The following is a 14635-nucleotide window of genomic DNA, read 5'->3' as shown; positions in this document are numbered from 1 at the left end:
TCCCTGGTTCGTCCGATCACGAGGCGTCGGGGCTCTGCGGCCAGCAGATGTACGGCAGGAGCCGTCGGAGAACGTGTGCGGCGTTTCTTGCCGCGAGTTCGTGATAGCCGTGTCCCTTTGCGTCGTCCGCGTTGTCGGACACGCCGCGAATGACGATCCAGCCAGGGTTGATGCCGTGGTGGACGGAGTTCTCCTGCCAATACTGGCTCAGTCCTCCGGCTTCCATGTCCACCGCCAGGACCTTTTCGTTGTACTTCGTTAGGTAGCTGCGGATCTCGCTCTCTCCGTCAGCTATGACGGCTTCGCCCGACCCGATGACACCCGGGTAGACCTCGAAGGTCTCGGATGCATGCGCGGAGTGCTGGCCGTCAATGTGTGCCGGGGTGCCGTGGTCTGCGAAGAAGGCGTTCACCGCGTGGACGGCTGGCGCCGGTGCCTGCCGGTGTTCCCCGCGGTGGCGGACATCCCCATGCGGATTGATCTTTCGGTTTTCGTAGTAGACGATGTCGGTGGAGACGATGACGTTGCCGATGCGGGCATGATCTTCGTGAATTCCGCCGCCCACTCCGACGAGGGCCCAGAGGCTCGGTTCGTAATAGCGGCGCAGATTTTCCAGGGCGGCCATCGCCGAGCGCTGTCCCTGGCTCTGGGTCTGGGTGGCCACAATGCGAACGGTCATGTCCGGGGTGGCGTGTTCACCTCGGTAGAAGTGAAGCCCGTTGGGCTCCCTGTGTCGCTCCAGGTGTAACTCCTCCACCAAGGAACGGAGTTCCTCGCTGAGGATCGTCACTACACCGACGTCCCAGCGGGTGGTCCTCGCCGCCTCCCCTCCGGTTTGACTAGTGAAACGGGATGGAGGTGGTGGGGAGACATGAGCGCGGTCACCGATGGCGTTGTTGTTGAAGCTGTTGTTGTCGCCGTTGTTGGCGATACCATGGTTGGAGATCATGAGCTTCCTCCGCTACTGGGGTTTCCGGTACTTACTGGCTGGCCTGCCGAAGTGCCGACGTGAGCCGCGTCTCCGACAGCGTTGTTGTTGAAGCTGTTGTTGTCGCCGAAGTTGAATATGCCGCTGTTGATGATTTTGAGGGCACGGTCATTGAACTCCGAGGTGTCCACACCCTTGTCGTTCAGGAAGTCGCCCGCTGCGTGAAGCAGACGCTGTTCGATGGTCTTCATTCGGCCCAGGATGTCAGTCTTCTCCAGCTGAATCTTGGACCAGGCTTGGGCCGACCGCTCCCTTATGCTGACCCGGCTGCCGATCAACACATTCCGTATGGGGCGTGAAGTGAGGTCTCGGGGGAGGACGACTGCCTTCCCCACGGTGTAGAGATAGCGGACGAGTCGCCAGGTACGCGGGATCTCCGCGGGTAATGTGGTCAGTTCGTGGAGCGCCGCCCATACAACAGCCGTGAATCCGTGATGGCCGAACTCTGCGGTGCGTTGGAAGGACCGGGGCGTGTGGGCAAGGACGCATGCGGCTGTGGAGATGCTGAGGGTGCGCCCTTGGAGGCTTACATGTAACAGAACGGTGGAGACGAACTCCGCTCCCTCCGCGGGTGTTGTCACCTCAAGAAAGTGATGCTGTTTGGATCCAGGAGTGTTGATGATCGTGCGCAAATGATCATCGTTGAACTTCTGGAGCAGAAGAGAGCGATCCGCCGCGACATCGGTTTCGGCAACGTAGACACGGTCGCGAACCTGAACGGGAAGCCGGACGTCCGCGCTGTCGGTATCCAGCGATTGAACTGCCTCACGCAGAGACTCGACCAGTTCGTGCGCTTTGAAGGGCGGGATGAGGTACTCGCGTTCGTGGAGCGGTGCGTCATCATCTCCAGGGCGCAGCAACTGGATGCTCATCGGTGGGTTCCACTGGTAAACGATCTCGCCGGCGCCGATGAAGGGTGACTCCTCCCCGAACAGGGTGAAGACGGTGAGATCGTCCTCGTCTTCGTCCTCGCTGTGCCGGGGGCGGCGGTACACGGCACAGATATCTTCCTGTTGTCTGCTCGCGGCCCGTTGCCGAGCGGTCAGCCGCGCGGGGCGCAGGGCAGGGGCGCGCAGGATGTGGTTGAGCGTGAGCTGGCGCAACGCTCCGATGCCGAGGCACGCGAGCGTGAAACCAAGGGCCACATAGAAGGCGATGGTGGCGTGATCCGGATGGATCAAGGCGATAACCGCGGCTGTCAGGATCAGCGTCGCGGCGGCTGTTCCGATGCGCTTGAGTGCCCAGGTCGTCTCCGAGCGCCGCCGTGGAGACAGCATCCTCACGAGGTGCCACTCACGTCGTACCGGACCGAGACCGCGGCGTCGGGACCGCCGACGGGGTCGAGGGGCACGGTCGATGTCCCGGAGCAGTGTGGCGAGGTGGATCAGCCACAGGAGGGCGAAGCCGCAGATGACAAGAGCGGCGGCAGGCAGGGCGCCCGAGAGCGCCGGCGCGACCACCGCACCCAGCATCGCCATGCGCAGGAGCGCGCTCAGGGCGGCGGCTCGCCATGCGTGATGCATGACGGGAACGATGTCGAAACCGTAGGACGGGGCGACCCTGCGGTGTGGGGCCGTGCACACCTCGTCCAACACGAGGTCTCGGAACCTCTCGTCCACGTACACGCCTGTGCACAAGTGGCGGGTGGCGGCGGTCGGTTCGCTGGTTGCCGTCTCGGCCGATGACACCTGGGAAGTGCTCACGTTCTGCCCCCACCTGTTAGACCTAAGGTCCATGAGACCATAAGCGGAAGAAGTGTTTCAGTCAATACGACCTTTAGGGGATTCTGATGGATGACTGGCTGAGGGATTCCACCGAAGTGGAGGCTTCGTGGGTCACAGTGGACCTGGCGATCTTTACGGTCAGGGATGACCAGTTGATGGTGCTCTTGATCGAGCGTGGGCTGGAACCTTTCATGGGGCGGCCCGCGCTGCCCGGCGGCTACGTGCAGAAGGACGAGACGCTGCGCGAGGGGGCGCTGCGCGAGCTCCAGGAGGAAGCCGGTATTGACGGAGGTCGGCTCCACCTGGAACAGCTCGGAGCCTATGGGGACCCTCGACGGGACCCGAGGGGGCGCGTGGTCACCATTGCCTATATCGCTTTGGGGCCGGATCTGCCTGTCCCTGTGGGCGGCACGGATGCGAAGCGAGCCTTCTGGGCGCCCGTGTCCCAAGTGGTCTCAGGGAGCGTGTTGTTGGCCTTCGACCACCCGCACATCCTCAGGGAGGCTCTGGAGGAGGTGCGCGGCAAGCTGGAGTACACGGCTGTTGCCGCCTCCTTCTGCCGGGAGCCGTTCACTCTGAGCGAGCTGCGTACGGTCTACGAAGTGGTCTGGGGGCAGCACCTGGACCCGAGCAACTTCCGTCGCAAAGTTCTCAACACCCCAGGATTCGTCGAGCCCACGGGGGAGCAGCGGCTCCCTCCCATTGGCCGCCCGGCTGCCCTCTACCGCCGGGGGAACGCGACGCTGCTGAACCCGCCGCTCATGCGTGGAGCCGGAGGAGCTGCCTAGCCGATGTCCGCGCCCTCGCGTGAGGGGCGCGTCCTCCTCCGCGACATCGGCGCAGGAGCGATACCTGCCTTTCGCCATCACCCACCCCGGCCGAGGTGGCAGAACGCGGTGGCCTGAGTGCCCGCCTGCTGCTGGGTTGTGGGGAGGCTCGGCGGCGTCCGGCCTGCGGTAGCGACCGGCTCCACGCCGGTGTGCGGCGCCATCCGTGCCGCGATGCTGGCCGCCGCTCTTCGCCCACCAGGCCCTCGGCTATGCGACCGCGTTCGCCACTCTGGGCCTGTACGTCGCCCTGTACTCGCCGGAGCCCGCCTCGCAGGTCCCCGGCGCGCACTGTCGGCCGCGGTGAGCGTCGCCTACGGTGCCTGGATAGGAGAACCCCTCCAGGCACCCAACTTGGGGCCCTAGAAGAACCCGAGCTTCTGAGCGCTGTAAGAACAAAGAATGTTCTTCGTCTGCTGGTAGTGGTCCAGCATCATCTTGTGGTTCTCCCGGCCGATTCCCGACTGCTTGTAGCCGCCGAACGCCGCGTGGGCCGGGTACGCGTGGTAGCAGTTCGTCCAGACGCGGCCCGCCTGGATCGAGCGGCCCGCGCGGTAGGCCGTGTTGATGTCGCGGGTCCAGACGCCGGCGCCGAGGCCGTACAGGGTGTCGTTGGCGATCTTGATGGCGTCGTCGTAGTCGGTGAAGGAGGCGACCGAGACGATGGGGCCGAAGATCTCCTCCTGGAAGACGCGCATGCGGTTGGAGCCCTCGAAGATGGTGGGCTGGACGTAGTAGCCGCCCGCCAGTTCGCCGTCGTATTCGATGCGCCGGCCGCCGGTCAGGACCTTCGCGCCTTCCTGCTGGCCGATGTCCAGGTAGGAGAGGATCTTCTGGAGCTGGTCGTTGGAGGCCTGGGCGCCGATCATCGTGTCCGTGTCGAGCGGGTGGCCGGGCTTGATGGCCTCGGTGCGGGCGATAGCCGCCTCGATGAACTCGCTGTAGTGGCCCTGCTGGATGAGCGCCCGGGACGGGCAGGTGCAGACCTCGCCCTGGTTCAGGGCGAACATCGTGAAGCCTTCGAGCGCCTTGTCGCGGAAGTCGTCGTCCTTGGCCCAGACGTCGTCGAAGAAGATGTTGGGGGACTTGCCGCCGAGTTCCAGGGTGACCGGTTTGATGTTCTCCGAGGCGTACTGCATGATCAGGCGGCCCGTCGTCGTCTCCCCCGTGAAGGCGACCTTCGCGACGCGCGGGCTGGAGGCCAGGGGCTTGCCCGCCTCCACGCCGAAGCCGTTGACGATGTTCACCACGCCCGGCGGGATCAGGTCCGAGACCAGGCTCAGCCAGAAGTGGATCGAGGCCGGGGTCTGCTCGGCCGGCTTGATGACGACCGCGTTGCCCGCCGCGAGTGCCGGGGCCAGCTTCCACGCAGCCATGAGGATCGGGAAGTTCCACGGGATGATCTGCGCGACCACGCCGAGCGGCTCGTGGAAGTGGTAGGCCACCGTGTCGTCGTCGATCTCGGAGAGGCTGCCTTCCTGCGAGCGGATCGCGCCCGCGAAGTAGCGGAAGTGGTCGATGGCGAGGGGGATGTCGGCGGCGAGCGTCTCGCGGACCGGTTTGCCGTTCTCCCAGGTCTCCGCGACCGCGAGCTGTTCGAGGTTGGCCTCCATCCGGTCGGCGATCTTGTTGAGGATGTCGGCGCGGTCACCGGCGGAGGTGCGGCCCCAGGCGGGCGCGGCGGCGTGCGCGGCGTCGAGGGCACGCTCGACGTCCTCCGCCGTGCCCCGCGCGATCTCCGTGAACGGCTGCCCGTTGACCGGGCTCGGGTTGTCGAAGTACCGGCCGCGGGCGGGCGGAGCGTACTCGCCGCCGATGAAATGGTCGTAACGGGCCTGGTAGGAGACGACGGAGCCCTCGGTGCCGGGCGCGGAGTAACGGGTCATCTTGGCTGGCCTCTCCTGTGCGGGCCGCCCGCCGTTGGGCGGCCGTCGCCGTGGAGGCTAGGACTCCGGACGTTGCAGCTACGTTGCGTACGGGCGCCAGGGGCTACGTTGCGTACGGGCGTCGGGAGCTACGTCGCGTACGGACGTCGGGGGTTACATACCGCACGGGCCCGGGAGCTACGTACCGCACGGGCCGGGAGCTACGTCGCGTATGGGCCCGGGAGCTACGTCGCGTACGGGCCCCAGGAGTTTCGCTGGTCCTCATCGAGCGCGGCGAGCCGGGCCAGGACCGGCGGGGACGGGCGGGCCGCCGCGAGCGCCTGCCATACGTCGAGGTCGTCCTCGCCCCACGGGGCGTGCGCCCAGTCGGAGAGGAGGTCCGGGTCACCGCGCGCGATGAGCGCCGCGCGCAGCCCGTCCGCCAGTTCGCGGCGCAGACGGGCCACCGCCGGCGCCTGCGACGTGGGCAGCAGCGGGCCTGTGTACGCGGTCGCCGCCGCCGTCACCGCCCCGGTGCCCAGGCGTCGCTCGACCGTCGTCAGGTCCGATTCGACCGGGAACGCCAGACGGTACGGGCGCGATGTCAGCACGTCGGGGCCGAGGACCCGGCGCAGGCGCGCGAGTTCGGCCCGCAACGTCACCGGGGTCACCGACTCGTCCTCGTACAGGCGGCAGAGCAGTTCGTCGCCGGTCAGGCCCTCGGGGTGGCGGGAGAGGAGGACGAGCAGCTCGCTGTGGCGGCGGCTGAGGCGGATCTTGTGGCCGGATGCCGTCCGGAGCAGTGCCTCGTCGCGGCCCAGGGCGAACAGGCGCAGGGCGGGCCGGTGTACGGGGGCGGGTGTGAGCAGCGCGAGCTGCGACTCGGCCGCGCGCGCCACCGCCTGCACGAACGCCAGGCTGTGCGGGTGCGCGAGCCCGTCCCCGCCGGTGATGTCGACCGCACCGAGCAGCCGCCCGGAGTGCGGGTCGTGCACCGGGGCCGCCGCGCACGTCCACGGCTGCACCTCGCGGATGAAGTGCTCGGCGGCGAAGACCTGCACGGGACGGTCGACGGCGACCGCCGTGCCGGGCGCGTTGGTCCCCATCGCCGACTCCGACCAGCGGGCTCCCGGCACGAAGTTCATGCCGCCCGCCCGGCGCCGGGTCGACGGATGCCCCTCGACCCACAGGAGCCGGCCCTGCGCGTCGCAGACCGCGAGGAGATGTTCGCCGTCCGTCGCGAACGTGCCCATCAGCTCGCGGAACAGCGGCATCACCCGTGCGAGGGGGTGCTCCGCGCGGTACGTTCCGAGGTCGCCGTCGGTCAGTTCCACAGCCGCGGACGCGTCCGGGCTCACCCGCGCGCCCGCCGAACGGCGCCAGGAATCGGCGACCACCGGGCGGACCGGGCGGGCGACCGTGCCCGCCGCGGTGAACCGGTCGTGGGCGGTGCGCAGCGCCCGGACCCGCTCGGCCGGATCGGCGCCGGGTTCGAGGGCGACCCAGGGATCGGACAAGTCGGCCTCCAGGTACGGCGTGCGATACGGCCAGCGGGACGACGATGCGGTGGGGACATCGTCGCTCCGTGGGCGCGGGCCGACAAGGAGCCGGGCCTGGGCAGGCTCCTACTGAGCGAAGTTGACCATCCTTATGTAGCGTGACCAGTCCCAGTACGGGCCGGGATCGGTGTGGTCCGTGCCCGGCACCTCGATGTGGCCGATGATGTGCTCGCGGTCCATCGGAACCCCGTACCGCGCGCAGACCGAGGCGGTCAGCGCCGCCGACGCCTCGTACATCGCGTCGGTGAAGTACGCGGGCTTGTCGACCCAGCCCTCGTGCTCGATGCCGATGCTGCGCGTGTTGTAGTCCCAGTTGCCCGCGTGCCAGGCGATGTCCTTCTCGCGCACGAGCTGTGCGATGTGGCCGTCGGCCGAGCGGACCAGGTAGTGGGCGGAGACCTGTTTGGCCGGGTTCTGGAAGATCTTGACGGTGTCGGCGTACGTCTCCTGCGTGACATGGATGACGACGTGGTCGACCCGGTACGAGGACGGGCGGCTGGAGACGGTGTAGTTGGAGGTGCTGGCGGGGACGGACTGCGCCGGCGGGTAGTCGACGGCCCGCGCCTGCGCGGCGGCCCGGCCCGCGGGCAGCAAGGCGCCGGACACCGCGGCCGCGGCCCCTGCCTGGAGCAGACGTCGGCGGCTCGGCCGGTGGGGGCGGCCGGGGAGCTGTCTTGGTCCGGTCATGACGATCCTGCCTCTCGTGGGGGAAACCGGTGTTCAGCGCTCGGGGCGCGGCAAGGCCGCCGCTGTCTCGCGCAGGTGCGCGTGCATCCCGCGGTGCGTCTCGCGCGCGGGCAGCCACTCCTTGCGGAGTTTGGCGACGCACGTGTAGTTCGTGTCGCAGACGTTGGCCAGCGGCGACTCGACGGTCTGCGTCGCGAACTGGTAGGCGTCCAGCTCGCTGAACCCGTAGTCCCGTACGAGCCACCGCACCAGGTCGAGCTGGGATATCCGGAAGGCGTCCTCCAGCGGGCGCGCCGAGCCCGTCGAGATGATGTGCGAGTCCGACTCGATGCGCGGCCACGGCGTGGCCACGCCCTTGAGCAGCTCCACGACGACGACGGTGCGCATCGCACACTCGACGGCGACACCGCACGTCTCACCCTCGCCCTGGCGCGCGTGCCCGTCGCCGAGGCTGAGCAGCGCGCCCTCGACGTTCACTCCGAGGTAGCAGGTGACGCCCGCGCGCATCTCGGGCGTGTCCATGTTGCCGCCGTGGGCGTCCGGGACGAGGGCGGAGCGCACCTCCAGATCGGCGGGCGCGACGCCGACCGTGCCGTGCATCGGGTCCATCGGCAGCTCGGCCGTGAACGCGCTGTCCCGCGCGGAGAACCGGGCGGTTCGGCGCTCCCGGTCGAGCTCCCAGATCCAGACGGTCTCGGGCAGCGGCGGCTGCAGCGTGGCCGTGGCGTGCGTGGACGTCAGCGCGCCGAACAGCGGCACGGTCGTGGACGCGGCCCAGTCCCGGGCGGGCTCGATGGACGCGAAATGCACCGCGACCGTGTCGCCCGGTTCGGCGCCCTCGATGTGGAACGGGCCCGTCTGCGGGTTCAGGTACGGGAACTCGCATACCTGCGAGACGAGGTCCTTCTCCGAGCGGACGCGGCCCGCGAAACAGTCCTCCGTGTACAGGTCCAGGACCGTGCCCGGCGCGATCCGGGCGATGGGCGGGGCGCCGCCGAAGGTCCAGGCGTAGGTGCCGGGTTCGGGCCGGACGGTGAGCATGCGCGGGTCGCTCATGGGACCCCCCTTCCCGCGCGCACGCCGCCACCCGGTCGGTCGGACGGAGATCCGGCGTCTCGCGTGAAGTACGTTACGCAGCCCGCAGGTTGGGGTGGAAGGGGGTGATGGGCATCTGTGGATAACCCGCGAGTTGTGAACAACCGCACGTCAGAGGTCCGAACCAGTGATTGAACCAGTTACCGAACCAGTTACCGAAGCAGTGACCGAACCAGTTACCGAAGCAGTGTTCGAACCAGTGGCGGCGAGGCCGTCCGTGTCCGGGTGAGTGGCCCGCCGGTGACGTCGACGGCCGACCGGTGGGGACCTCGGCGAGTGCACCCGGTGCGCGCCGTTGAGCGCCTTGCGGGCGCCGTCCCGGCGACCGACCCGTCGGTGGATCCGAGGGCCGAACCGTCGGCTACGCCGCCTGCACCACACCCATCGGGTCGTCGAGCACCGCCCGCACCACCGAGTGCGCCGCGCCGAGCAGCGGGCCGTCCGAGCCGAAGCGGGAGACGGCGACGCCGTCGGCCGGGGTTGCCGTGCGGCCCGTCAACTCGGCCTCCAGGGACGGGAGGAGCCACGGTGCCAGGCGGGACAGGGCGCCGCCGAGCACCACCGCGCGCGGGTCGAGCAGATTGACCGCGCCGGTCAGGGCGATGCCCAGCGCGGTGCCCGCGTCACGCAGCGCGCGCCGGGTGGCCGCGTCGCCGGACTCGGCCCGTTCCGCGAGCAGCGAGACCCGGCCCGCGCCCGGTTCGACGCCCGCCGCGCGCAGGACCGCCTCCTCACCCGCGTACTGCTCGAGGCAGCCGCGCCCGCCGCACGGGCAGGCCGGACCGTCGGGACGTACGGGGACGTGGCCCAACTCGCCCGCGAACCCCCTGGTTCCGCGCAGAAGCCGACCGTCCACCACAAGAGCGGCGCCGATACCGATCTCCGCCGAGACGTGCAGGAAGTCCGCCGGGGACTCGGCGGCGAGCCAGAGCTCGGCGAGCGCGCCGAAGTTCGCCTCGTTGTCGACGCGCAGCGGCACCTCGCACGGCAGCAGCGCGGCCACGTCCGTGTCGTGCCAGTCCAGGTTGGGGGCGCGCACGACGGTGTGCGTGCCGCGCGCCACCAGGCCCGGCACCGCGACGGAGAGGCCCGCCGGGCGCAGCCCCTCGGCCTCGGCCCGGTCGGTCACCTCCCGCAGCAGCTCGGCGAGGTCGTCGAGTACGGGGCCGGGCGCGCGCCCCCGGTTGTCGACCCGCAGCTCGGCACGGGCCCGTACCTCGCCGCGCAGATCCACCGCGCAGACCGCGAGGTGATCGACGCCCACCTCGGCGCCGAGCCCGGCAGGGCCCTCGCCGCTGACCGCGAGCGCTGATCCGGGCCGGCCCACCCCGCCGGGCCGCTGCGGACCCAGCTCCTCGAGCAGGCCGGCCCGGATCAGCTCGTCGACCAGGGTGGAGACGGCGGCCCGGGTCAACCCGATCCGCCCCGCCACCGCGGCCCGCGACAACGGCCCCTCGGCGGCGACGGCGTGCAGCACGCGGGACAGATTGCGGCGGCGCATGCCCTGCTGGTTGTCGGGTGTCCCCGCCCGGGGGCGGTGCAATGGTGCGGTCATGCGGTCATGCTCCCAGGGTGGGCGGGTGGCGCCGCGTGCAGGTCGGCGCCCGGTCACGGTGGACGGGTGGCGCCGTGTGCAGGTCGGCGCCCGGTCGCGGTGGGCGGGTGGCGCCGCGTGCAGGTCGGAGCCCGGTCGCGGTGGACGGGTGGCGCCGCGTGCAGGTCGGCGCCCGGTCGCGCGCGATCAGCCGCCTCAGGGCCCTTCCAGCAGCCCCGCCGCCCCTCGCAACACCCCCGAGATCCGCTCCAACGCCGCCTCGTCCCGCTCGACAGGGTCGAGCACAGGACCCCGCGCCGTACCCCAGCGGCGAGCGACCGCCGCCGGGTTCTCGCCGGTCAGGACGCCGGCGGCCTGTGCGGCGGCACCGAGGGCGACCAGTTCGCGGGCCTCGGGGACCTGGACGGGGCGGCCGGAGAGGCGGCGGACCGTCTGCTGCCAGGCAGTGCCGCGCGCGCCGCCGCCGATCAGCAGGAGGGGCGTGGAGCGGTCGGCGTCGTCGTCCAGGACGCGGTCGAGGGCGCCGAGCAGGGCGTGCACGGCACCGTCGTACGCCGCCTGGAGCAGCTGTCCGCCGGTCGTGTCGTGGCGCAGACCGGTCAACAGGCCGGAGGCGTGCGGGAGATCGGGCGTCCGCTCGCCGTCCAGGTAGGGGAGGATCGTCGCCGCGCCGCCGCCTTCCACGGCCTCCCGGTCCAGGCCGAGCAGCGCGGCGATCCGGTCCACGGCGAGCGTGCAGTTCAGGGTGCAGGCGAGCGGCAGCCAGTCCCCGTGGGCGGCGGCGAAACCGGCGACGGTGCCGGTCGGGTCCGTGGGCCTGCGGCGCGACACCGCGTACACCGTCCCCGACGTGCCGAGGCTCAGGACGGGCGTGCCGGGGAGCAGGCCGAGGCCGAGCGCGGCGGCGGCGTTGTCGCCGGTACCGGCCGCGACCAGCGTGCCCTTCGAGAAGGGGAGCTCGGTGTCGTGGACCGTGCCCGCCACCTCGCCCGGCCCGACGACCCTCGGCAGGAGCGCGGGGTCGAGTCCCACCCGCCCGAGGATCTCCTCGTCGTACGTCTCGGTCGCCGACGCCCACCATCCCGTACCGGATGCGTCACCGCGGTCCGTCGTGCCGTCGCCCGTGAGCCGTCCGGTCAGGTAGTCGTGGGGGAGACGCACCGCCGCCGTCGCGCGGACGGCCTCCGGCTCGTGCTCGGCCAGCCATGCCCACTTCGACACGGTGAAGGACGCGCCGGGCACGCTGCCGAACCGGTCCGCCCACGCCTTCGGCCCGCCCAGCTCCTCGACGAGGCGCCGGGCCTGCGGCGCGGAGCGCACGTCGTTCCAGAGCAGAGCGGGACGTACCGGGCGCCCCTGCGCGTCGAGCGTCACCAGGCCGTGCTGCTGCCCGCCGACCGAGACGGCCGACGCCTGGCGCGCCGCGTCACCGCATTGGGCGAGCGCCGTGCGCAGCGCGGTGTACCACTCCTCGGGGTCGCTCTCGCGCCCCGCGCCCGAGGTGACCGTGTGCGGGGCCTGCCCACTGGCCACGACCTCGCCCGTGGCGACATCCACGACCAGGGCCTTCGTGGACTGCGTGGAGCTGTCCACCCCTACGACGTACGGCCCGAGGGGGCCCTCGGCAGCTGACATGCGGCTCTCCTGATTTCGGGCGGTACCGAGGGTGGCTCTTCCCAGCGGCGTGCCCGCATACTAATTTGTAAAGCGCCATGACGAAATAGGCGGGCGGCAGGACTTCGCGATGCGCGGCATCGTGTTGTCGGCCGTGCCATGTCCACGAACGGCGAGGGAGCCGCAAGATGACGTACCAGCCCACCCCCGACGACAAGTTCACCTTCGGCCTGTGGACGGTCGGCTGGCAGGGCCGCGACCCGTTCGGTGACGCCACCCGGCCCGCGCTCGACCCCGTCGAGTCGGTCAAGCGGCTGTCCGAGCTGGGCGCGCACGGCGTCACGTTCCACGACGACGACCTGATCCCCTTCGGCTCCTCCGACACCGAGCGCGAGGGCCACATCAAGCGCTTCCGGCAGGCGCTCGACGCCGCGGGCATGGTCGTCCCGATGGCCACGACGAACCTGTTCACGCACCCCGTCTTCAAGGACGGCGGCTTCACCGCCAACGACCGCGACGTACGCCGCTACGCGATCCGCAAGACCATGCGCAACATGGACCTCGCCGCCGAGCTCGGCGCGAAGACGTACGTCGCCTGGGGCGGCCGCGAGGGTGCCGAGTCCGGTGGCGCCAAGGACGTGCGCGCCGCCCTCGACCGGATGAAGGAGGCCTTCGACCTCCTCGGCGAGTACGTCATCGAGCAGGGCTACGACCTCAAGTTCGCCATCGAGCCCAAGCCGAACGAGCCGCGCGGCGACATCCTCCTGCCCACCGTCGGCCACGCCCTCGCCTTCATCGAGCGCCTGGAGCGCCCGGAGATGTACGGCGTCAACCCCGAGGTCGGCCACGAGCAGATGGCCGGGCTCAACTTCCCGCACGGCATCGCCCAGGCGATCTGGGCCGGCAAGCTCTTCCACATCGACCTCAACGGCCAGTCCGGCATCAAGTACGACCAGGACCTGCGGTTCGGCGCGGGCGACCTGCGCTCCGCGTTCTGGCTCGTCGACCTCCTGGAGACCGCCGGGTACGAGGGCCCCCGCCACTTCGACTTCAAGCCGCCGCGGACCGAGGACTTCGAGGGCGTCTGGGCGTCGGCCGCGGGCTGCATGCGCAACTACCTGATCCTCAAGGAGCGCGCGGCCGCCTTCCGCGCAGACCCGGAGGTCCAGGAGGCGCTGCGCGCGTCGCGCCTGGACGAGCTGGCGCAGCCGACCGCGGCGGACGGCCTTGCCGGCCTGCGCGCGGACAAGTCGGCGTTCGAGGAGTTCGACGTCGACGCGGCGGCCGAGCGCGGCATGGCGTTCGAGCGCCTGGACCAGCTGGCGATGGACCACCTGCTGGCCGCGCGCGGCTGAGCCGGTACGTGAACGGCGGCGGCTCCCCCGGGGCGTGTGTCGCCCCGGGGGAGCCGCCTTGTTCACGCCCTGCTCTCGCCTTGCTCTCGTCTTGTTCTCCCGCCATCAGGGCGCGCACGTGCGCACGCGTGCCCTACGTCAGCGGGTCGGCTCTCCCCTGTAAGGCGTGCATTGTCGCCAAAGGGTCGCGCGTCGGCGCCACGGCCGGGATTCTGAACGTATGTCCATGCCCCCGCCGCCACCGCAGCAGCCGCCCTGGCCACCCAGTGATCAACCGCCCCCGGACGGCGGCGGGTTCGGACCGCCGCCCGGAGGGTCGTTCGGAGGACCGCCGCCAGAAGAACCGCCTGGAGGACCGCCCGGGGGACCGCCCGGGGGTTCGCGCGGGCCGGGACGGCGCCCGTATCTCGTGATCGCTGTGCTGGTCGCCCTCGCCGTGGTCGTCGCCGTCGTCGTGATTCTGGTGACGCGCTCCTCGGACGACGGCGACGACAAGTCCCCCGGCGACGACGAACGGACGAACCGGCCCTCGCCCTCGCTGAGCGTCCCGAGCGAGTTGCCGAGCGAGTTGCCGAGCGAGCTGCCCAGTGAGCTTCCCAGCGAGTTGCCGTCGGCGCTGCCGTCCGAGTTGCCCAGCGAACTGCCCAGCGAACTGCCCAGCGGGCTGCTGCCCAGCGACGTCGAGTCACTGCTGCCCTGAGCCCGCCGCTTCCGCCGCTTCCGCCGCTTCCGGGCCCCGGGCTCGGGAACCTCCGCGCGCCCCCGAGTGCCCCGCCCCGTTGCGATACTGCGGCGGTGAACAACAGTACGAGCCTTCCTGCCTGGTCGTTGCGACCGGCCCGGCCGGACGACATAGAGGCCATCGTCGAACTGCGCGCGGTCGTCATGCGCCCCGATCTCCAACGGCTCGGCCGGTACGACCCGCACCGGGTGCGGCAGCGGTTCAGGGACTCGTTCGTCCCGGGGCCCACGTCCGTGGTCGAGGCGGACGGCGCGTTCGCCGGGTGCGTCACGCTGCGGTCCGACGGGGACCGGCTGCTCCTCGAGCACTTCTACCTCGCGCCCGGGCTGCAGGGGCGCGGACTCGGCTCGGCCGTGCTGCGCGGGCTCCTGGACCGGGCCGACGCGGACGACCGGGCCGTCCGGCTCAACGTGCTCACGGGCAGCCCGGCCCGGCGCCTGTACGAACGGCACGGCTTCGTCGTGGAGTCGCAGGACCCGGTGGATGTCTTCATGATCCGCACGCCCCGCTCCCTTTCTGCCCCACCCCCGCCCGACGGATCGTTCCGAGGGGATCCGACGGATCGTTCCGAGCGCATCCGATCGATACGATGATGTGGCCGTCCGGGCGGGACAGCGGGCGGGC

12 protein-coding genes are annotated in these 14635 nt (G+C 70.5%); 4 read left to right on the top strand and 8 right to left on the bottom strand.

Going from position 1 to position 14635, the window contains the following annotated elements:
• Positions 1 to 16 precede the first annotated feature (16 nt).
• Together ACH4RC_RS18495 and ACH4RC_RS18490 are read right to left on the bottom strand one after the other, a co-directional pair.
• A complete protein-coding gene (locus ACH4RC_RS18495) occupies positions 17 to 949 on the bottom strand; it encodes a hypothetical protein (RefSeq protein WP_398201823.1) in 933 nt (310 codons plus the stop codon).
• Entirely contained in the window at positions 946 to 2691 is a 1746-nt protein-coding gene (locus tag ACH4RC_RS18490; RefSeq protein WP_398201821.1) for a hypothetical protein, read from the bottom strand. Before ACH4RC_RS18490 ends, ACH4RC_RS18495 begins: the two co-directional genes overlap by 4 nt.
• A gap of 86 nt (positions 2692 to 2777) precedes the next feature.
• Here ACH4RC_RS18490 and ACH4RC_RS18485 point away from each other — a divergent pair, with 86 nt between their 5' ends.
• Complete coding sequence (locus ACH4RC_RS18485) at positions 2778 to 3500, top strand: NUDIX hydrolase (protein ID WP_398201819.1); 723 nt, start codon at positions 2778 to 2780, stop codon at positions 3498 to 3500.
• A gap of 401 nt (positions 3501 to 3901) precedes the next feature.
• On the opposite strand, the gene ACH4RC_RS18480 is transcribed toward ACH4RC_RS18485, so the two are convergent.
• From ACH4RC_RS18480 to xylB, 6 genes are all read right to left on the bottom strand, one after another.
• Positions 3902 to 5425, bottom strand: a complete 1524-nt coding sequence (locus tag ACH4RC_RS18480) for an aldehyde dehydrogenase family protein (RefSeq protein WP_398201817.1) — start codon at positions 5423 to 5425, stop codon at positions 3902 to 3904.
• A 224-nt stretch (positions 5426 to 5649) separates the two neighbouring features.
• Positions 5650 to 6921 carry a GAF domain-containing protein gene (locus ACH4RC_RS18475; protein ID WP_398201814.1) on the bottom strand — a complete coding sequence of 424 codons (1272 nt, stop codon included), beginning with the start codon at positions 6919 to 6921 and terminating at the stop codon, positions 5650 to 5652.
• A gap of 108 nt (positions 6922 to 7029) precedes the next feature.
• Positions 7030 to 7650 carry an N-acetylmuramoyl-L-alanine amidase gene (locus ACH4RC_RS18470; protein WP_398201811.1) on the bottom strand — a complete coding sequence of 207 codons (621 nt, stop codon included), beginning with the start codon at positions 7648 to 7650 and terminating at the stop codon, positions 7030 to 7032.
• 33 nt (positions 7651 to 7683) lie between these two features.
• Positions 7684 to 8706 (bottom strand): acetamidase/formamidase family protein, encoded by a 1023-nt coding sequence (locus tag ACH4RC_RS18465; RefSeq protein ID WP_398201808.1) that lies wholly within the window; start codon positions 8704 to 8706, stop codon positions 7684 to 7686.
• Between the two features lie 400 nt (positions 8707 to 9106).
• Positions 9107 to 10300 (bottom strand): ROK family protein, encoded by a 1194-nt coding sequence (locus tag ACH4RC_RS18460; RefSeq protein WP_398201805.1) that lies wholly within the window; start codon positions 10298 to 10300, stop codon positions 9107 to 9109.
• Between the two features lie 195 nt (positions 10301 to 10495).
• Positions 10496 to 11935: a xylulokinase gene (xylB, locus tag ACH4RC_RS18455; protein ID WP_398201802.1), complete on the bottom strand. Its 1440-nt coding sequence runs from the start codon at positions 11933 to 11935 to the stop codon at positions 10496 to 10498.
• A 167-nt stretch (positions 11936 to 12102) separates the two neighbouring features.
• On the opposite strand from xylB, the gene xylA reads away from it, so the two are divergent.
• From xylA to ACH4RC_RS18440, 3 genes are all read left to right on the top strand, one after another.
• Positions 12103 to 13269, top strand: a complete 1167-nt coding sequence (gene xylA, locus ACH4RC_RS18450; RefSeq protein WP_398201800.1) for a xylose isomerase — start codon at positions 12103 to 12105, stop codon at positions 13267 to 13269.
• Between the two features lie 409 nt (positions 13270 to 13678).
• Positions 13679 to 13969 (top strand): hypothetical protein, encoded by a 291-nt coding sequence (locus ACH4RC_RS18445; protein WP_398201797.1) that lies wholly within the window; start codon positions 13679 to 13681, stop codon positions 13967 to 13969.
• Positions 13970 to 14064: 95 nt separating this feature from the next.
• Positions 14065 to 14604, top strand: coding sequence for a GNAT family N-acetyltransferase (locus tag ACH4RC_RS18440; protein WP_398201794.1), 540 nt, complete (start codon positions 14065 to 14067; stop codon positions 14602 to 14604).
• The last annotated feature ends 31 nt before the right edge of the window (positions 14605 to 14635 follow it).

The organism is Streptomyces sp. NPDC016845 (assembly GCF_044332585.1).
GTDB lineage: Bacteria > Actinomycetota > Actinomycetes > Streptomycetales > Streptomycetaceae > Streptomyces.
Note: the sequence above shows the minus strand (reverse complement) of the source record. Positions and strands in the feature narration are given on the sequence as shown.